This window comes from Neptunomonas sp. CHC150 (genome assembly GCF_030397555.1).
GTDB classification, from domain to species: Bacteria; Pseudomonadota; Gammaproteobacteria; order Pseudomonadales; family Balneatricaceae; genus Neptunomonas; species Neptunomonas phycophila.
This window is the reverse complement of the sequence record NZ_JAPNXU010000003.1, coordinates 44,671-62,608: the sequence shown is the minus strand read 5'-3', so window position 1 is coordinate 62,608 and position 17,938 is coordinate 44,671. Positions and strand designations below refer to the sequence as shown.

Here is a 17,938-nt window from a genome sequence, read left to right as displayed (position 1 = left end):
AGATCTGGCCGCGGCCGGATAAGGAATGCTTTATGAAACTGTCGGCTACTCGTGTCAATCTCATGGTGGGTACTAAACGTTTACTGTCTGATGTGTCGATTGATGTGCAGCCCGGAAAAATGATAGCGCTAATGGGGCCTAACGGGGCAGGGAAGTCGACTCTGCTCAAGGTACTGGCAGGTGAATATACTGGCTTCTCTGGCGAGCTGTCACTAAACCGAGAACGGTATCATCATTGGAATAGCGCCCAGCGTGCCCGTGTTTTGGGTGTGCTACCACAGCAATCTTCTCTTAACTTTCCGTTTTCCGTTGAAGAAGTCGTGCTGATGGGACGCTTACCTCATTTGACGAGTACGCCGCATAATATGGCGGTTGTATCCGACGTGTTAGAGCGTGTTGATTTAACGCATTTGACTAATCAAGCCTATCCCTCTTTATCCGGTGGTGAGAAGCAGCGTGTGCACTTGGCGCGTGTATTAGCGCAAGTGTGGGAAGACACGGGGCTAGGCCCTCGCTACTTTTTGTTGGATGAGCCTACTTCCGCGTTAGATCTGTGCCATCAGCACCAGGTTCTTCGTCAAGTTAAAGAGCTGACTCGTCAAGGGGTGGGGGTGCTAGCGGTATTGCATGACCTGAATTTGGCGGCCAGCTATGCCGATGAATTGGTCTTTATGGATCAAGCTAGCGTACAGGCAAAAGGGCGGCCACAAGAGGTATTGCAACCAGCATTATTGAGCAGGATTTATAACACGGTGGTGGATGTTATTCCGCACCCAACGCAAGCAAGGCCGCTGGTTATAGCCAGTTAGCCGACAGGGAGAATGTTATGGCTTTTATCTGTCAGCAACATCGAAAGAAGTATGAAAACTTGGGTGATCAGGATTTGATTAACTATTGGTTTCATTGGATGCAAGGCTCTGAAACGCCTTATCAAAATAAGGAGTGGAAAAACGCGCTCCCTTTTGTTGGAGGTGCGTTTGATCTGGCTACAATGCTAATTAAACGTAACCCTGATGCCCCCTTAATATTGAACTTAATGAGCCTATCCGCCATTTACGCTTCTAACATTTTGCATCACATGGATCGTGAAGAAGAGTCGGATCAAGTCATTTTATACACACAAGAATTATTGCTAGAAGAAAAGCCCGCCACACTGAGTGATTCTAAGTATTTTAAGACATTATGTGACGAGTCAGCTCACAACGACTTTGTTAAATCGCACTTAAACATGCACTTATATCAGCGAGAATATATCAGTGATTCGCTGCACTAGCCGTTGCTATTGAGCGGCGGGGTGAAGAGGCAGTGCTGCGCCCCGATGGGCGCATTTAGAATTATTTCTTTTGCAGTTTATCTTGATGAGCGGCTTTGAACTTAACAACCTTGGGCTCAATGACAACTTGACAGTAGCCTGCATCACTATTGTTGAGGTAATAGTTTTGGTGCTCTTCTTCAGCTGTGTAGAACGCTTCAAATGGTGCTATTTCGGTAACAATATTGTTGCCAAATAGGGGCTGCATTTGGGCGACAACCTGCGTAGCTGATTTTTCTTGCTCGTCGTTGTGAGTAAGTATGATGCTGCGGTACTGAGTGCCTTTATCCGCGCCTTGTTGGTTGAGGGTCGTGGGGTCATGGCTGCTCAGGTGAAGCTTAAGTAAGTCTGAGTATGAAATAATCGTGTTATCAAACTCCACTTGTATCACTTCGGCATGGCCTGTTAAACCACTGCAGACTTCACGGTAAGTTGGGTTTTTAACTTGTCCGCCGCTATAACCGCTTTTTATGCTGATAACGCCAGCTAAGTTTTGAAACATGGCTTCAGTACACCAGAAGCAGCCTCCGCCGAATGTGGCTTTCTCTGTTGTGGCTTCTACTTTTTTCAAAGCGACAGCATTTATACAGTAGCGCAGGCCGCTTGGAGCTGGGCCATCAGGGAAAACGTGGCCTAAATGTGCACCGCAGGTATTACAAGTGGTTTCAACGCGCTGCATGCCAAATGAGTTGTCACCGTGATAAGCGACGGCATTAGGTGTATAGGGTTGTACAAAAGAAGGCCATCCGGTGCCTGAGTCGAACTTCTCATTGGAGTCAAACAGTAAAGTGTCACAGCAAATGCAGGCGTAAAGCCCCGGTTCAAATAGGTTGCACATACCGGAACTAAAAGCGGCTTCAGTGCCTTGTTGTCGGGTGACTCGGTAGGCTTCTGGCGATAACTCTGCTTGCCACTGCTCATCGGTTTTAGTTACGCAGCGATCAGCAGTCGGGTTGCCTTGTTTTGTAAAGCGTTTGATATCTAACCATGTCAACATGACGTTTTAGTTCCTCAATACATTCTCTATTATATAGTATCTATACGACAAGAGGGGGGGAAGGGATGTTCCGTGTTTAATGAAAGCCTTTTTTTTAACAATCACTTAACAAGGATGTCTATGTAGAAAATTATTAGTTGACATCGTCTGTGTGTAGGATAGAATGATCGCAGCTAGAAAGTAAGCCTGTAGTTTAAAATCTCCATTACGTCGATTCTTTTGGTTCCACGTCCTGTAGTTTCTAAGTCTTAGTCTATATTTTTTTGGCTGACCCGCCTCATAGGGGGCGCCCATAAATTATTTTTTATCAGGATTTTAAAATGTCTAATACTGTTACTGGCACTGTTAAGTGGTTCAACGAATCTAAAGGTTTTGGCTTTATCGAGCAAGAATCTGGTCCAGACGTTTTCGCTCACTTCAGCGCTATCGTAAGCAACGGTTTCAAAACTCTTGCTGAAGGCCAAAAAGTACAGTTCACTGTTACTACTGGTCAAAAAGGCCCACAAGCTGAGAACATCGTAGCACTATAATTAGTGATATGATTAGCAGGTCTGCTTTGTAGACGCTGCTTAAAGCATAGAAAGCAAATCTTCGGATTTGCTTTTTTTTTGCCTTTTTAAAAATAATTCCGAGCAAGGGGTGAAAATCGAGTAACCATCTTAAATAATTGCATGCAAAGGGTGCAGTTTTGGCTTTCATTGTCGCTTTTAAACCCAGTAAGCTTGCGTCATGCCAATTCTGTAGTAAAATTAGCCAAAATGTACTCTGCTTGATTTAGATCAGTACTTTTTGGATAGATATTGACCAATTTATCTAACGACCGGACACGCAATTGAAACTACTTTCAGAAACATTGCCCTGCAAAGAACAGTTATTTGAAAGGATGTTATCCAAGTCATTGGTAACAAGGATGCGTTATGTCTGTATGTTTACACTGTTATTGCTAGCTGCATATTACATGCTATACCTGTGTGGTGTTTTGTACGAGCCTACAGGTTTGGTTTTACTCTTAAGTGATGAGGTTTCGTTCTACGCCTTGTGCTTATCCGCGTTTCTTCTCAATATCTTTTTGCTTCGTCGTTGGTTTGTACTACCTGACGACGAGCCTAACCCTTATTTTCTCGTGTCTTTCGTTGAGCTGCTTCCAGCAGCCACTGTGCCTGAAGTTAAAGATGTAGTTCAGGCTGCTCACGGATGTCGCGCTCCCCCTATTTCGGCATAACACGGACGATTTGCTTAATCACGGCTCTTTCTAGTGCTGTGTGAAGTGATGAGTGTGTGTGTGTCAAAATCTGCCGGTCTTCCGGTATTCGGGCTACTGTTCTTTATGAACTGGTAGTGATGTAAACCTCAGGGTTAGAGGATGAATCTTTGTTAACTCGTATCCTAAGTAAAATTACTTTGGCCATCATAACAGTAAGTCTACTTGCTGGGTGTCAGGGTGGTGTTCTTGATCCTAAAGGACAAGTGGGCATAGAAGAGAAGCAATTAATTATTGTTGCTACGCTTCTTATGTTGCTTGTTGTTATTCCTGTGATCGTTTTGACGTTGTATTTCGCTTGGAAATACCGCGAAGGGCGTGATGAAATCTATGAACCAAAATGGTCTCACTCTACTAAGATCGAGGCTGTTTGTTGGGGTGTTCCTATTGTAATTGTCATCATTCTTGGTGTTATTACATGGAAGTCAACGCATGCGTTAGACCCCTACAAGCCGCTAGATCATGAAAAAGATCACATCACAGTAGAAGTGCTGTCTATGAACTGGAAATGGTTGTTCATTTATCCAGAGCAGGGCATTGCGACAGTGAATGAGTTGGCTTTCCCAGCTAACGTTCCGGTTGAGTTCAAGATTTCTTCTGAAGGCACGATGAACTCGTTCTTCATTCCTCAGTTGGGTAGTCAAATTTACTCAATGGCTGGCATGGTGACCAAGTTGCACTTGATTGCTAACGAGCCGGGCACGTTTGACGGAATTTCTGCCAACTACAGTGGTGCTGGCTTTACTGGTATGAAGTTTGATGCCATTGCTACACCAACTGAAGCGGACTTCGATGCTTGGGTTGAGAAAGTTAGGGCATCTGGTAAGTCGTTAACGCAAGAAAGCTATGACGAACTGGCTAAGCCAACTGAATATCACCCTGTTGAGTATTTCGGCACAGTTAAGCCGGGTATTTTCAACGACAACGTTATGAAGTTCATGAAAGATCACGGTCAGATTGAGCTGTTCAATGACTCTGAAGGTGTGAGTCATGGTACGCATAACACTCAAGAAGCGCATACGGAGGCTGATAAATAATGTCTTTTCTAGGCAAAATCTCTATGGATGCGATTCCACACGATCCAATTGTAATCACTACACTGATTGTAGTGGGTATTGTTGGTATTGTGATCGCGTACCTAGTTATTCGTAACAACTTGCTCGGCGTTCTATGGCGCGATTGGTTAACGTCTGTTGACCATAAGCGCTTGGGTATCATGTATATCGTGCTTGCTTTTGTCATGCTGATTCGCGGCTTCGCAGATGCGATTATGATGCGTACGCAATTGGCGCTAGCAACCAATGGCGACCCAGGCTACTTGCCGCCACATCACTATGACCAGATCTTTACTGCTCACGGCGTCATTATGATCATCTTTATGGCAATGCCATTCATGATTGGTCTTATGAACATCGTGCTGCCATTGCAGATTGGTGCTCGTGATGTTGCTTTCCCGTTCTTGAATAACCTGAGTTTTTGGCTTGCGGTTTCGGGTGCGGTTTTGGTTAATATTTCACTCGGTTTGGGTGAGTTTGCTAAAACAGGCTGGGTTGCTTATCCGCCTCTGGCCGGGTTGGAGTTTAGTCCCGGAGTTGGTGTCGACTACTACATCTGGGCGCTTCAGATATCGGGTATAGGGACAACATTAACGGCAGTTAACTTCTTGGTAACTGTTTTTAAAATGCGTGCTCCTGGTATGAAGCTAATGGATATGCCGATCTTTACGTGGACCTGTACGTGGGCCAATATTTTGATCGCAGCTTCTTTCCCTATTCTAACCGCTGTGTTGGCTATGCTGACGCTTGATCGTTATCTAGATTTCCACTTCTTCACGAATGATGCTGGTGGTAACTCTATGATGTACATCAACTTGTTCTGGGCATGGGGCCACCCTGAGGTATACATTCTTGTATTACCGGCGTTTGGTATTTTCTCTGAAATTATCTCTACCTTTACAGGTAAGCGCTTGTTCGGTTACAAGTCCATGGTATGGGCAACGGCTTCTATCGCTGTTCTTGGTTTCATTGTTTGGTTGCACCACTTCTTTACGATGGGGTCCAGCGCAAACGTGAATGCTTTCTTCGGCATAATGACAATGATCATTGCTGTACCAACGGGCGTTAAGTTATTTAACTGGTTGTTTACTATGTACCGTGGTCGTTTGCGCATCACTGTACCCGTATTGTGGACGCTTGGTTTCATGGTGACTTTCACTGTGGGCGGTATGACTGGGGTGCTTCTAGCAGTGCCAGGCGCCGACTACGTTCTGCATAACAGCTTGTTCTTGATTGCTCACTTTCATAACACCATTATCGGTGGCGCTGTATTTGGCTATTTGGCTGGTTTCGCGTTCTGGTTCCCGAAAGCTATGGGCTTCCATTTGAATGAGAAGTTAGGTCGAGTGTCTTTCTGGTGCTGGTTGGTTGGTTTCTTTATGGCGTTCATGCCGTTGTACGTACTCGGATTCTTGGGTATGACGCGTCGTCTGAACCATACGGATAACCCGGATTGGAACATTTGGTTGTATATCGCTGCTGGTGGTGCTGCCATCATCCTTGTGGGCATCGTTGCACAATTTGTGCAGTTGTACGTGAGCTTCCGTGATCGTGAGCAAAACCTCGATAAAACGGGCGACCCTTGGAATGGTCACACTTTAGAGTGGTCAACAGCTTCTCCTCCGCAGTTCTATAACTTTGCTGAGCTTCCAAAAGTTTCTGACATTGATGCCTTTACAGATATGAAAGAAAAAGGTGAGGCGTATCAGCGCAAAGCGACATATGCACCGATTCATATGCCTAAAAATACTATGGCAGGCATTGTGATTGGTGGCTTTATTACCGCTTTCGGTTTTGCGATGATTTGGCATATTTGGTGGTTAGCTATCGCAGGCTTAGTGGGCTCTTTTGTAGCTTTCGTTATGCGTGCATACACCAAAGATGTGGATTACTACGTACAGCCAGACGAGGTTGCTCGTGTTGAAAATGAGTTTCTAGACAACGCGGCTAAGGGGTAATCATGAGCACTACACATATGAATACGCACGACGCTCACGCTGCTGGAGCGCATGAAGAACACCACGATACGGGTGGAAACACTGTATTTGGTTTCTGGATCTATTTGATGACGGACTGCTTGTTGTTCGCATCTATTTTCGCTACCTATGCTGTGCTCTTTATGAACACAGCGGGTGGTGTTTCCGGTAAAGACATCTTTGAGTTGGACTTTGTTCTTGCTGAGACGGCGGCGCTACTTGTTTCAAGTATCACTTACGGCTTTGCAATGATTTGTGCATTCAAGAAAAACCGTAAAGGCACCTTGTCTTGGTTGCTAGTTACGTTTGCATTGGGCGCTATCTTCATTGCGATGGAAATCTATGAATTCCATCATTTGATTGTTAATGGTCACGGTCCAGGCAGCAGTGCCTTCTTGTCAGCCTTCTTTACCTTGGTAGGTACTCACGGCTTACACGTTACTGCTGGTTTGATCTGGATGTTTATCATGATGATCGAAGTTGCAAAAACTGGTTTAACAAACCGTTCTATTACGCGTCTTAGCTGCTTGAGCTTGTTCTGGCACTTCTTAGACGTAGTTTGGATTTGTGTTTTCACCGTAGTTTATCTGATGGGGGCGATATAAATGAGCGATCATTCTTCTGACGCGCACTCTCACGGTAGTGTTAAGTCGTATATCACAGGATTTATCTTATCCGTTATTTTGACGGGTATACCATTCTGGATGGTGATGACTGGCACCTTTGACAAGCTAACAACAATTGTTGTGATTGTGATTTTAGCTGTTGTTCAGATTGTGGTTCACTTGAAGTATTTCCTTCATCTGAATTTTGGTTCTGAACAGGGTAAGTTAGATGCTTATTCCTTTATGTTTGCTGCATTAATTATTGTGATGGTTGTAGGGTTGTCCATTTGGATTATCTATGCTTCCAACGCGATGATGATGCACAACTGAGATAGCAGCGTGAAAACTTGCGGAACGTTAAAAGCCGCATCTAAGGAGGTCTATAAGGATGTTTAAGCGTTATCTTCAGGTAACAAAGCCGGGCATCATTATGGGCAACCTTATCTCTGTTGCGGGGGGCTTCTTTTTAGCCTCCCGTGGCGAGATAGATTGGATGTTGATGCTGGCGACAGTGATAGGTTTATCATTAGTGGTTGCTTCTGGCTGTGCCATTAACAACTACATTGATAGAGATATTGATGCAAAAATGCAGCGCACTCGCAATCGTGTAACAGTAACAGGGGAAATGTCAGGTAAGGCTGCATTTGCTCACGGTATTGTGCTCGGCATTGTTGGTTTTGGTTTGTTAGCTTACTTTACTAACCCTGTGGCTCTGTTTTTTGGTGCTTTTGGTTATGTAGTTTATGTTGGCTTGTATACCTTATATTTCAAGCGTAAGTCAGTCTATGGCACGTTTGTTGGCAGCTTGTCAGGAGCTGTACCTCCGGTTGTGGGGTACTGTGCTGCGGCAGGTCAATTTGATACAGGGGCCGCTATCTTATTAGTGATGTTTTGTATTTGGCAGATGCCGCATTCGTATGCCATTGCCATTTTTCGCTATAAAGACTATGAAGCGGCGAATATTCCTGTGTTGCCCGTAGCAGAGGGCTTGTCTAAAGCGAAGCGTCATATCGTACTTCACATCGCTGCCTTTGCTATTGTTGCCGCTTTGCTTCCGTTAACCGGGTATGTTGGTATCGGGTTTATGGTGGTAGCTCTGGCTACTAGCTTGTGGTGGTTGGCCATGGCTTTGCGAGGCTACCGTACAGGGATCGATATTAATGGTTGGGCGCGGCAAGTATTTGTGTTCTCTATCATTACGATTACGGCACTCAGCGTGACAATGGCGTTGGACTTTCGTGTTGTTTCTTCCGACTGGCTAGTGTTTGCTGGTTTGTAATCCTATTGGGTGAACTGCCCAGTATGTGATAGTTTCTGATCAGCTTTTGTCGTTGGCAAAAGCTGATTCCTTCCCTGATGTTTTTTCCTTCCAGTTTCTACTGCTTTTCGTGTTGCTTTTTTTATCCAATCTTCAAATGGACAGTGGTAAGATGTATTAAAATCAGCGGAGGCTGGTCAGTGCTTTTCCACCGTAGTACTGGATCTGACATGGAAGGAAGTAATTGTATGAGTACCTTGTCCGAACAAAATCAGTCATCAGTCCTTGATGGCGGAGTGTCTGTTGAGCTTCGAAATGGTTTTGCTCAATACCCCTATCCCAAGATACCGTTATCTCCTATTTTAAGTGAGAAGGCTTTTAGTCGAGATAGTGCTACCCGGCAGGTAGATTCTATTTTATCAGTGCCTAACAAGCGCCTGGTGACCAGTGGTCGGGCGGCCATTGCTATAGCGCTTGAAGATGCTGGAGTTGTTGCGGGTGACGAAGTGTTGGTTCCAGCTTTCCATTGTGAGTCTATGATTTCCCCGGTTCATTGGCGTCAGGCGAGCCCTGTTTTCTATCGGATATTGCCTGATGCTCAAGTGGATCTGGCCGATTTGGAAAGTAAGCTTTCAGCAAAAACCAAAGCGGTGTTAGTGACACATTATTTTGGCGTACTCCAAGATTTAGCACCTATTCGTGCGATGTGCGATCTTCATGGCTTGGTGTTGGTTGAAGATTGTGCGCATGCTTTTTTTGGTCGTCGAAATGGTTCGCCTGCAGGTGCCGTTGGAGATTATGCGATTGCTAGCAGCATGAAGTTTTTTCCAAACTTTGATGGCGGTGTGTTGGCGTCAGCTAGCAGAGATTTGTCTAATATCTCGTTGAAGCCACATGCTAAGTCATTCCAGTTACAAAGCTTTTTTAATATCACGGAAAAAGCGATTGGTTATAAACGCTTCGGTCTCTTGGGGCGCGCTGCTAATTTAGCAATATTGGGCAAAGAAGTATTATGGAAGAGTGCTAAACGGTTAATGAGTCCAAATCGTAAACAGCAGTTTGCACCCCCTTCGTCATCAGAGGGGGGCTTCGGTTTAGAAAGCCAATGGATTCATAAGGTGATGTCGAGCGCGTCTAAAAAGGTTATTGAATACGCAAACTTTGAGCAAATAATTGCAGCAAGGCAAAGTCATTATGCGATTATTGATGCCCGTTTACGTAAGCTGCCCGGAGCTAGGCCTTTTTATAAAGCGCTGCCCGAAGGGACTGTTCCTTTAGTTTACCCTCTCTATGTAGAAAACCTACCTGAGGTTTTCCATCACATGAAAATGGCGGGTGTACCGATTTGGCGATTTGGTGAATTGCTTGACCCAGCAATTACCTCTGAAGTTTGCGCTAATAGTGTTGAGTTGTCCGAACATGTTATTCAGTTTCCCTGTCATCAGTCGTTACGCTTGTCAGAAATCGAGTGGATGTTAGATCAAATTGAGTTGTCTTTTTCGTTGTATCAAAACAAATAACGCTGATTAAGTTCTGTTAGCCTTGTTACTCATCATGGAACGGTGATATGCCAAATCAAACCTTTTCACTTTATTTGGATGTAGTTCGGTTTTTGGCGGCGGTGCTAGTGCTGTTATATCACTCTAACTGGCGTGAATTAATTACTGATCAAGTGCCTTTGGGTGGTTACGGCCATTCTGCTGTTATTATCTTTTTTGTGCTCTCTGGCTTTGTTATTGCGTACGTGAGTGATGTCAAAGAGGCTGATGCCAAAAGTTATGCAGTGAATAGGTTATCTCGTATTTACTCGGTAGCTATTCCAGTGTTGTTAATGACGCCGCTTTTGGATGTCTGGGGCGAGTCTATAAATCCTGTGTTCTATGAGGATAAAACAACACATGATCTGTGGTATGTACGCATTTTTTCAAGCCTTTTGTTTTTGAACGAAGTTTGGTTCGTTTCCATTATGAGTTTTTCTAACGTCCCATACTGGTCATTATGTTATGAGGTTTGGTATTACGTTATTTATGCGGCTTATATATTCATGAGAGGTTGGAAACGTTGGGTTGCTATCGTGAGTATAGCGCTTCTTCTAGGGCCAAAAATTTTATTGCTCTTTCCATTATGGTTAGTAGGTGTCGCTATTTATAAATGGCAGATAACATACAACCTAAGTGTATTTAAAGCATGTGTTTTGTGGTTGATGAGTTTTGTCGCTTTTTATGGTTTCCATGAGTATGGAGTGCAATATGCTCTGGCCGATTTATTAAAAGCATGGGGAGGGGACTATCTCTATGAGCAGCTTACTTTCTCCAAATATTTTTTGAGTGATTACCTGCTAGTTCCCATCATTGCTATTAATTTTATTGCGTTTCGCCGTCTTTCTGGGCTGTGTCCTCATATGCCGCAAGCGGTGAGTCAGTGTATACGTTATGTATCGGGCTTTACTTTTATATTGTATCTCTCGCATCAACCGCTCTTGCAGTTTTATGGCGCCGTGATTAATGGGAACCCAGACTCATCGCGCTTTTATTTAACAGTGATAGGGCTCGTAATAATCACTGTATTTGCATTGGGCTTTTTAACAGAGCGACGTAAGCGAACATGGAAGCGGTTCTTTGATTTATTGTTGAGTTGGAAGGGGCGAACTCGGTCATTAAATACCTAATGGACTTGTGTGTAATGGTGTAAATACCTTGCATTGACTATTTTTATGGGAGCATGTTTTGAGTGATTGTTTTTAAAAGTCTACTTGAAAGGTTGGCTTTATGTTATAAACTCAGATACTTAGGTACTATGTGTTCACCTTTGATTTACTTTTTTCTGTATTTTTTTGACATGGAATGAGCTACGTGCGGTCTACTTTTTTGCCTCGTTATTTTGTGTTGGGCTCTGTACTCGTGTTTGCGGGTCTTAGTTATACCTCGGTTTCCCAAGGCGAAGCAGATTTATCCTGTCGACCTAATAATGCAATGGCGCCATTTGATGAGTCCTCAGCCAGTGAGAGCTTTCGAAAAGGGCAGGCTGCAGAAACCGGACAGCATGGCTTCCCTAAGGACCCTGTGAAAGCTTATCAGTGGTATTGTAATTCCGCCCTGCAGAATGACTCTGCTGCGCAGTTAAAAGTTGGTCTAATGCTTTTAGAAGGCGAGGGCACTAAAAAAGATCTTAAAAAAGGTATGCTTTGGTTAAATCGCTCTGCCTCGCAAGGTAATCATGATGCGGAGTTGGCTTTAGGTATCCTGCTAGTAGACAGCGATGCGCTCAGTAGCGCTAAATTGTTTAGTCGGGCAGCTGAAGGCGGTAATTTATACGCAAATCATCGTTTGGCAGAGCTTTACTATTACGGTATTGGCGTTCCCCAAAGTTATGAAAAAGCCCAAGAGCTATCAGCGTTAGGTTCAGAAGCTGGGTTTGAAAAGAGTAAAGAGCTACTCACACGTATTCGTCTCAAACAAGAATCTTTACCCTCGTCAGAAAATCAAGTCTCAGATGCCGTTGTTGCTCAAACTGCCGTCCCTGTGATTCATGCTAATGAAGAAGACGTGGTCATTATTCCACCTGAAGAGCAAAAGACCACCGTTTTGCAAGGGCTGTTAGAGTACCTGCCCTCCTTAAAACTACGAAATACCTCCCAAGAAGCCGAGCGTGTAGAAATAACTGAATCAGGCTCCGATAAGGAGCTTGAACCGCTAGCTGAGGAGTCCGTCGTTGCCATACAGCCTAATGAGACAAGTGTTGAATCGGTTGATGAAAGTCAGCTAGCCGATCAGTTGGTTGAGGCTGCAAGCCAAGAATTGGAAGCAATGGAGTCTAGCTCGGTTAAAGAGTCGGTAGAGGTTGCTCAGGCGTCATCGCCAAAAGCGCCTAGTAAGAAGCAAACATCGGTAGAGTCTGTTAAGAGTGCAGAGGTCGACGATCTTACATCGCCTGCAACGGGTAATAGAGATCTAGTCACGAGCGATAGTGCGCAGCGGCGTGGCAGTGAATGGGTGAATCAGCAGCCAGATATGCGCTATTCAATTCAATTGGTGCAAGCGGGCAGTGTAGACGGCATCTTAAAGTTTATTAATAAATATAGTTTGCAAGATAAGGCCTACTATATTCATGCGTTACAGGATGGTCAGTGGCGTTATATATTGCTCTACGGTGATTACCCCAACAACCGCACTAGTAAAGCAGTGGCTAAGACCTTACCTCAGGAAATACAGGACAACGGTTATTGGATCCGTACATACGGAGACTTACGTCGCAGTTATACCATTGCCCCATAAAGATGAGCTCTTTTTTGTTATTTGAGCAAGTTTAAGGAGTTAGAGTATTAGGTGCTAACAACCTAATACTCTGCATACATGGCTTGGTCAGACTAAGTGAGCTCTTGCCAGTTCTAATACTTCAGGGTCAACCGCCGGAGGAGTGAGATCAACATCCTTTTCCATGGCTTTAACGATAGTTTTTAAAACCTCCACTCGGGTGTACCACTTATGGTTGGCCGCTACGACATTCCAAGGCGCTGCTTTGGTAGATGTGTGGTTAAACATATCCAATGTTGCTTTTTCGTAATCACCCCAGCGTTGGCGGTTGCGAATATCTTCCGGTGTTAGCTTCCAGCGTTTAACTGGATTTTCGAGTCGTTCAGTGAATCGTCTATGTTGTTCATCAGGCGTGATATGTAAAAAGATTTTGATGATGCGGGCGTTATCATCCACGAGTAATCGTTCGAACTCATTTATTTCTTGGTAGGCACGCTGCCATTGCGCCTTGGTTGCAAACTTCTCAATACGCTCTACAAGTACGCGTCCATACCATGAGCGATCGAATATAGCGATTTCGCCTGGGGCAGGTAGCTTGGTTTGAAAGCGATATAGATAATGTTTACCTTGTTCTTCTTTGGTTGGTGCGGCAATAGGGTAGACTTCAAAGCCTCGAGGGTCGAGTTTTTCTGTAACACGTCTAATAGCGCCACCTTTACCCGCAGCATCCCAGCCCTCCATAACAATGATGCATCGGCGCTTTTGGTGGTAGTAAGCTTGTTGAACATGCAGCAAGCGGGTTTGCCATTTTTTAAGTTGTTTCTTGTAATCGGCTTTGTCATCTAAGACGGAATGTTCAGCGTTCTTTTTGGGAAGAGTGGGGGGATTCTTTTCTAAAACTATGTCGGATGGCGTGTGCATGTGGTTATTCCCTAATGAGTTACTTTGAGTGTAACGCGAGGAAATAGCTAGATAAAGTAATTCAAGAAAGTGCTAAGGCTTCACAAGGCTGCTTTTTATCATCAGTCAGTGTTGCTACAAATTAGTTTTGAATGCTTAAAGCAACGTAGTTAATTGAAAAGTTTTTAAATAAGCTAGAAGAGAGATCTTAATCTGTATTTTAGCGGCGTAACTAGGAAGGATACTTAAGTGGTGCCGGCACCAAGAGTCGAACTCGGGACCTACTGATTACAAGTCAGTTGCTCTACCAGCTGAGCTATACCGGCACTGCGTTAAGTGGGGCGTATATTAATCACCTTCCTTTTTTAGATCAAGCCTTTATGGGAATTTTTTTTTAAAAAATACACTTTTTAGATGGCAGTGTAACGTTATCGCTAACTGCCATCTTTTTTGGGCTAGCCTTCTAACGGAATTCGGATCTTTTGGCCTGGGTAGATTAGGTCTGGATCTTTGATAACTTCTTTGTTTTCTTCGAAAATTTTAGTGTAGAGGTTACCGTTCCCCAAATGCTGTTGAGCTATCTTCCATAAAGAGTCGCCTGATTGAATAGTGTAGTACTCAACTTTGATTTCTGGTCCTGTAAATGCCAGTGCGTCAGCATTGACTTCGGTAATCCCTTCGACGTTTCCGGCCATTAAGATTGCCTTTTCGTAAGCTGCTTGGTCTTTGGCAGAGCCTGATACGCTAGCAACACCGTTTTCGACTGTAATGCTCAATGCATCAACCCCAGGGTTGTCAGCCTCGATGTGTTCTTGGATTTTTTCTGCTGGATCTTCGTCATTACCGAAAAGCTTTTTACCTAGATTAGATGCGAAATCAAACAATCCCATTGTATAACCCCTTAATTAAATGGTTGTTCAGGCGAACGCCTGAGCTGTGGAGATCATTCCATAGCTAAGATGAATCCTAGCTGGCTGAGATGACAAAAAATAGTAGGAATAAAAAAACCCCTGCATGGCAGGGGTGGAAAAAAGACAACTCAAAGTACTAAGAGTTGAAAAGTAGGGATGTGATAGAAAAAACTTCGTGAAGAGGCACAACACGAATACTATCAGTACTCACTATTGGATTTTATTGTGCGCTGCACAATTGTACTTTAGTACTATATATATTAAATCATTGTTATATATGTATTTATTCGTTAAAAATGTTTGTTTTTTATATTTTGCAGTGCAATTAATCTTTTGTTAAGAAAACAGGTTTGCATCGCGCTTAAACCTAAATGGATTTGCTGGATAAGTGCCTATGACTCTTACGTCTTTAGCAAAAAAGTCCAATTCTTGAAGCGCGTATTTCATGGATTGTTGGTGGGGGTGGCCTACAATATCCAAGTGGAAACTAGTGGCTTGCATTGTATCAGAAGCCATGTAGCTCTCCAGTTTCACCATATTGATGCCATTTGTGGCAAAGCCCCCTAATGCTTTATACAGCGCAGCTGGCATATTTCGTACGGTAAACATCACAGTAGTCATGAATGTAATACCGGGCTCTAATTTAGGCATGTGACTGTCACGAGCTAGGATTATAAAGCGGGTAGTGTTCCCTTCTTTATCTTGAAAGTTCTCTTTAAGTATTTCTAATCCATAGAGTTCAGCCGCTAAGCTAGACGCGATAGCGGCATAGCTATTATCTGCCCGATGAGATAGCTCTTCAGCAGAACCTGCTGTATCTAGATGAGCAATTTGTGTTAAGCCCATCTCCCTTATGTGGCCATCGCATTGAGCAAGCGCTTGAGGGTGGGACCAAACGGTTTTTAAATCGCTGGTTTTAGTCCCCGGCTTTACTAGCAAGCAGTGGTTTACGGGTTCGAAATGCTCATTGATGATATGGAGTTGTGTTTTTGGCATAAGCCGATAGATTTCTTCTACACGCCCTGCCGTTGAGTTTTCTAGTGGGATCATAGCGAGATCGGCTTCACCACGTTCGACCATAAACATTGCATCAGCAAAGCTCCCGCAAGCCAGCGCATCCATTTCAGGGTGTACATGTCGGCAAGAGAGGTGGGAATATGCGCCCGGATAGCCTTGATAAGCAATGATATTAGTTGTCATGATTGTTCTTAATCCATATGGTCGTTCAAATAGTTCGCTATTATGGCACAGTGCTGCGTTGCGGATAACACATTATATGGCTCGTTTTTGCATGTTGATATCCTGCAATCATAGGGCTTAGTTGTAATAGTAAGGGATGCTTGTGAAGCGAAAGCATGATCTGTTTTTAGGTGGCATTGCTGTTTTATTCGTTGCTTTTTTGTCGTGGCAAGGTTTTACAACAATGCGCAATTATGAATTGGCGAACTTGCATAAAGCGGGATCAGAGCGGCTATTGGAAACCATTCGCTCGTTGCGTGTAGCCATCGACCAATATCGATACCTTCCTTTTCTATTGTCTCAAAATAGAGATGTTAAGCAGCTGTTGCTAGTTCCTGATGCCGATAACCAAGTGCGCGTGAGTCGGTTGTTAGAGCAAACGAACCTAGTAGCAGGATCGGCAGCGTTGCTAATATTAGATGAACAAGGTGATATAGTCGCTTATAGCAACTGGCGAGAAAATACTTCGCTACCTCGTGATCGTTATAGGGATGCTGCTTTTTATCGAGAGGCGCTCTCTGGCGAACAAGGGCCTTACTTTGTCATTGATAAATCGACTATGAGACCAGCTTATTATTTATCGGCACCTATTTATCAAAGTCAAAAGTTAATAGGCGTTGCTGTGCTCAGGCTTAATATCGCCACGTTACGTGAGCAGTTATCGAATGAGTCACTATTTTATGTGGCCGACGCCAATGATAGTTTGCTTCTAACGAGCCCTTCTTTTGATCAAGAACATATTTGGCCGTTAGCGCCCGGTCATGTTGAGTTATTACTGGATGGCCGCGAAATTACTTTGGGTAAGCACAAAGGGGAGTACTGGCTGGTTCAGGCTGTCAAATTAGATGATCTTCAATGGCAAGTGGGTGTTTTGTCGCCCATTCAAAGTGCCAACCTGCGCAGTGCTTATGTCGCGTTATCCATTGCAGGCGTTTGTATGGTGCTTGCTTTATTGTTTTTATATTTGCGAGAGGCTCAGCTAAAACGTCGTTCACAGCGTGAGACCGTTAATGCGCAACGTGAAAGTGAGCAGCGACAACGGCGTATCATTAACACGGCTCAAGTAGGGCTGATTACTGTTGATTCTGCTGGGAAAATATTATCGATTAACTCTATGGTTATGCAGCAATTTGGTGTGTCACAGAGCCTAATCGAGAGATCACCGCTAACGATTCTTTTTGCTGACATTGATCAGTTTTCGCCACTTAAGCGCATGTTGGATGTGTTGAAAAGGCGTGAGTTCTCGCCCATAACGGGTTATGAGGTAGTGGGGCAGCGTTCTGATGGTTCGCGTTTTCCAATGATGTTTTCAATCCGGATGATGTCTACAGCTCCTGAGACGACGTATTTAGTCACCATCATCGATATTACTCGGCGTAAGCGTCTTGAACATGCTTTACAAGAAGCAAACGAATCACTTGAACAGAAAGTGTCTGAGCGAACATTAGCGCTTAAAAATGCGCAGGCTGAGTTATTGCAAGCCGAAAAGATGGCCGCGATGGGTAGGATGTCGACAGCCATCGTTCATGAGCTAAATCAGCCGTTAACAGCGATGCGTAATTATTTGGCTATGTTGCGTCAGATAAGAGAGCACCCGGACATGTTTAACGATAACTTGCAGCGGCTAAATCAATTGGTCGATAGAATGGCCAGCCTTACCGGCCAATTAAAAACCTTCGCCTACAAGAAAGTAGAGGTTACAGGCGCAGTCGATTTACAGAGCGTAATACCTTCTGTGTTAACGATGTTTAGCGCGCAAATGAAAGCCAATGAGATTAGGTCTGTCATCCAGATACCTGAAACCTCAATACGGGTAAAGGGAGATCAAGTTCGCTTAGAACAAGTATTGGTCAATCTTATTGGTAATGCATGTGATGCATTAGAAGAGGCCGCTCAAGATCACCCGTCTGTGTTAACAGTTACAGTTAGCACTGAGTTAAAGTGGGTACATATATTGATTAGTGACAATGGCGACGGAGTGAGCGAAGAGGCTTTGGCGCACTTATTTGAGCCTTTCTACACCACTAAATCCATGGGAAGTGGTTTAGGGTTGGGGCTTTCAATTGTCGATAATATTCTTCGCGACCTTGGTGGAAAGATCAGCGCACGGAATAACTCCGAAGGCGGTCTTGGCGTTTTAGTCACTCTGCCTTTGGCAGATTAAGGAGGCA

16 protein-coding genes, 1 tRNA gene and 2 pseudogenes are annotated in these 17,938 nt (G+C 44.1%); 13 read left to right on the top strand and 6 right to left on the bottom strand.

The genetic code is table 11. From position 1 onward, the window contains the following. The first annotated feature begins 32 nt into the window (after nt 1-32). On the top strand, nt 33-809 hold the full coding sequence (locus OW491_RS02830) for a heme ABC transporter ATP-binding protein (RefSeq protein ID WP_075180116.1): 777 nt from the start codon (nt 33-35) through the stop codon (nt 807-809). Between the two features lie 17 nt (nt 810-826). Beyond that, nucleotides 827-1,273 (top strand): hypothetical protein, encoded by a 447-nt coding sequence (locus OW491_RS02825; protein ID WP_075171838.1) that lies wholly within the window; start codon nt 827-829, stop codon nt 1,271-1,273. A 61-nt stretch (nt 1,274-1,334) separates the two neighbouring features. On the opposite strand, the pseudogene msrA reads toward OW491_RS02825, so the two are convergent. Together msrA and msrB are read right to left on the bottom strand one after the other, a co-directional pair. Next, nucleotides 1,335-1,847: pseudogene (gene msrA, locus OW491_RS02820) on the bottom strand (peptide-methionine (S)-S-oxide reductase MsrA); the annotation flags it as partial. A 21-nt stretch (nt 1,848-1,868) separates the two neighbouring features. After that, nucleotides 1,869-2,309 (bottom strand): annotated as a pseudogene (gene msrB / locus OW491_RS02815) (peptide-methionine (R)-S-oxide reductase MsrB); the annotation flags it as partial. Between the two features lie 320 nt (nt 2,310-2,629). Between msrB and OW491_RS02810 the strand changes: the two are divergent. The 10 genes from OW491_RS02810 to OW491_RS02765 all read left to right on the top strand — a co-directional run bounded on the left by OW491_RS02810 (nt 2,630) and on the right by OW491_RS02765 (nt 12,738). Then, complete coding sequence (locus tag OW491_RS02810) at nt 2,630-2,839, top strand: cold-shock protein (RefSeq protein ID WP_075171840.1); 210 nt, start codon at nt 2,630-2,632, stop codon at nt 2,837-2,839. A gap of 395 nt (nt 2,840-3,234) precedes the next feature. Further along, a complete protein-coding gene (locus OW491_RS02805) occupies nt 3,235-3,531 on the top strand; it encodes a hypothetical protein (protein WP_075180119.1) in 297 nt (98 codons plus the stop codon). Nucleotides 3,532-3,680: 149 nt separating this feature from the next. Further along, on the top strand, nt 3,681-4,607 hold the full coding sequence (gene cyoA / locus OW491_RS02800) for a ubiquinol oxidase subunit II (RefSeq protein ID WP_083609937.1): 927 nt from the start codon (nt 3,681-3,683) through the stop codon (nt 4,605-4,607). Beyond that, on the top strand, nt 4,607-6,583 hold the full coding sequence (gene cyoB, locus OW491_RS02795; RefSeq protein WP_075180120.1) for a cytochrome o ubiquinol oxidase subunit I: 1,977 nt from the start codon (nt 4,607-4,609) through the stop codon (nt 6,581-6,583). The genes cyoA and cyoB overlap by 1 nt, the downstream gene beginning before the upstream one ends. Nucleotides 6,584-6,585: 2 nt before the next feature. Beyond that, nucleotides 6,586-7,206, top strand: a complete 621-nt coding sequence (gene cyoC / locus OW491_RS02790; protein ID WP_178968537.1) for a cytochrome o ubiquinol oxidase subunit III — start codon at nt 6,586-6,588, stop codon at nt 7,204-7,206. Further along, complete coding sequence (gene cyoD, locus OW491_RS02785; RefSeq protein ID WP_178968538.1) at nt 7,207-7,536, top strand: cytochrome o ubiquinol oxidase subunit IV; 330 nt, start codon at nt 7,207-7,209, stop codon at nt 7,534-7,536. Nucleotides 7,537-7,594: 58 nt separating this feature from the next. Next, nucleotides 7,595-8,485 (top strand): heme o synthase, encoded by an 891-nt coding sequence (cyoE, locus tag OW491_RS02780; protein ID WP_075171845.1) that lies wholly within the window; start codon nt 7,595-7,597, stop codon nt 8,483-8,485. Between the two features lie 227 nt (nt 8,486-8,712). Next, nucleotides 8,713-9,984 (top strand): aminotransferase class I/II-fold pyridoxal phosphate-dependent enzyme, encoded by a 1,272-nt coding sequence (locus OW491_RS02775; protein ID WP_290034570.1) that lies wholly within the window; start codon nt 8,713-8,715, stop codon nt 9,982-9,984. Nucleotides 9,985-10,031: 47 nt separating this feature from the next. Beyond that, entirely contained in the window at nt 10,032-11,132 is a 1,101-nt protein-coding gene (locus OW491_RS02770) for an acyltransferase (protein ID WP_075171846.1), read from the top strand. A 184-nt stretch (nt 11,133-11,316) separates the two neighbouring features. Continuing rightward, complete coding sequence (locus tag OW491_RS02765) at nt 11,317-12,738, top strand: hypothetical protein (RefSeq protein WP_290034569.1); 1,422 nt, start codon at nt 11,317-11,319, stop codon at nt 12,736-12,738. An 87-nt stretch (nt 12,739-12,825) separates the two neighbouring features. Here the strand turns inward: OW491_RS02765 and OW491_RS02760 are convergent, their stop codons facing one another. From OW491_RS02760 to OW491_RS02745, 4 genes are all read right to left on the bottom strand, one after another. Next, nucleotides 12,826-13,638: a PPK2 family polyphosphate kinase gene (locus tag OW491_RS02760; protein WP_075171848.1), complete on the bottom strand. Its 813-nt coding sequence runs from the start codon at nt 13,636-13,638 to the stop codon at nt 12,826-12,828. Between the two features lie 229 nt (nt 13,639-13,867). Next, a tRNA-Thr gene (locus OW491_RS02755) sits at nt 13,868-13,943 on the bottom strand. A 129-nt stretch (nt 13,944-14,072) separates the two neighbouring features. Next, complete coding sequence (lysM, locus tag OW491_RS02750) at nt 14,073-14,507, bottom strand: peptidoglycan-binding protein LysM (protein WP_075171849.1); 435 nt, start codon at nt 14,505-14,507, stop codon at nt 14,073-14,075. A 357-nt stretch (nt 14,508-14,864) separates the two neighbouring features. After that, nucleotides 14,865-15,728 (bottom strand): prephenate dehydratase, encoded by an 864-nt coding sequence (locus tag OW491_RS02745; protein ID WP_290034568.1) that lies wholly within the window; start codon nt 15,726-15,728, stop codon nt 14,865-14,867. Between the two features lie 142 nt (nt 15,729-15,870). Between OW491_RS02745 and OW491_RS02740 the strand changes: the two genes are divergently transcribed. Then, nucleotides 15,871-17,931, top strand: a complete 2,061-nt coding sequence (locus OW491_RS02740) for an ATP-binding protein (protein ID WP_290034567.1) — start codon at nt 15,871-15,873, stop codon at nt 17,929-17,931. Nucleotides 17,932-17,938 lie beyond the last annotated feature (7 nt).

What these genes read in the sequence shown, in the direction of transcription:
- OW491_RS02830 (WP_075180116.1), top strand. Translation starts at nt 33, where the DNA reads ATGAAACTGTCGGCTACTCGTGTCAATCTCATGGTGGGTACTAAACGT.
- OW491_RS02825 (WP_075171838.1), top strand. Translation starts at nt 827, where the DNA reads ATGGCTTTTATCTGTCAGCAACATCGAAAGAAGTATGAAAACTTGGGT.
- OW491_RS02805 (WP_075180119.1), top strand. Translation starts at nt 3,235, where the DNA reads ATGTTTACACTGTTATTGCTAGCTGCATATTACATGCTATACCTGTGT.
- OW491_RS02745 (WP_290034568.1), bottom strand. Translation starts at nt 15,728, where the DNA reads ATGACAACTAATATCATTGCTTATCAAGGCTATCCGGGCGCATATTCC.
- cyoC (WP_178968537.1), top strand. Translation starts at nt 6,586, where the DNA reads ATGAGCACTACACATATGAATACGCACGACGCTCACGCTGCTGGAGCG.
- cyoE (WP_075171845.1), top strand. Translation starts at nt 7,595, where the DNA reads ATGTTTAAGCGTTATCTTCAGGTAACAAAGCCGGGCATCATTATGGGC.
- OW491_RS02770 (WP_075171846.1), top strand. Translation starts at nt 10,032, where the DNA reads ATGCCAAATCAAACCTTTTCACTTTATTTGGATGTAGTTCGGTTTTTG.
- cyoD (WP_178968538.1), top strand. Translation starts at nt 7,207, where the DNA reads ATGAGCGATCATTCTTCTGACGCGCACTCTCACGGTAGTGTTAAGTCG.
- OW491_RS02775 (WP_290034570.1), top strand. Translation starts at nt 8,713, where the DNA reads ATGAGTACCTTGTCCGAACAAAATCAGTCATCAGTCCTTGATGGCGGA.
- lysM (WP_075171849.1), bottom strand. Translation starts at nt 14,507, where the DNA reads ATGGGATTGTTTGATTTCGCATCTAATCTAGGTAAAAAGCTTTTCGGT.
- OW491_RS02810 (WP_075171840.1), top strand. Translation starts at nt 2,630, where the DNA reads ATGTCTAATACTGTTACTGGCACTGTTAAGTGGTTCAACGAATCTAAA.
- cyoB (WP_075180120.1), top strand. Translation starts at nt 4,607, where the DNA reads ATGTCTTTTCTAGGCAAAATCTCTATGGATGCGATTCCACACGATCCA.
- OW491_RS02760 (WP_075171848.1), bottom strand. Translation starts at nt 13,638, where the DNA reads ATGCACACGCCATCCGACATAGTTTTAGAAAAGAATCCCCCCACTCTT.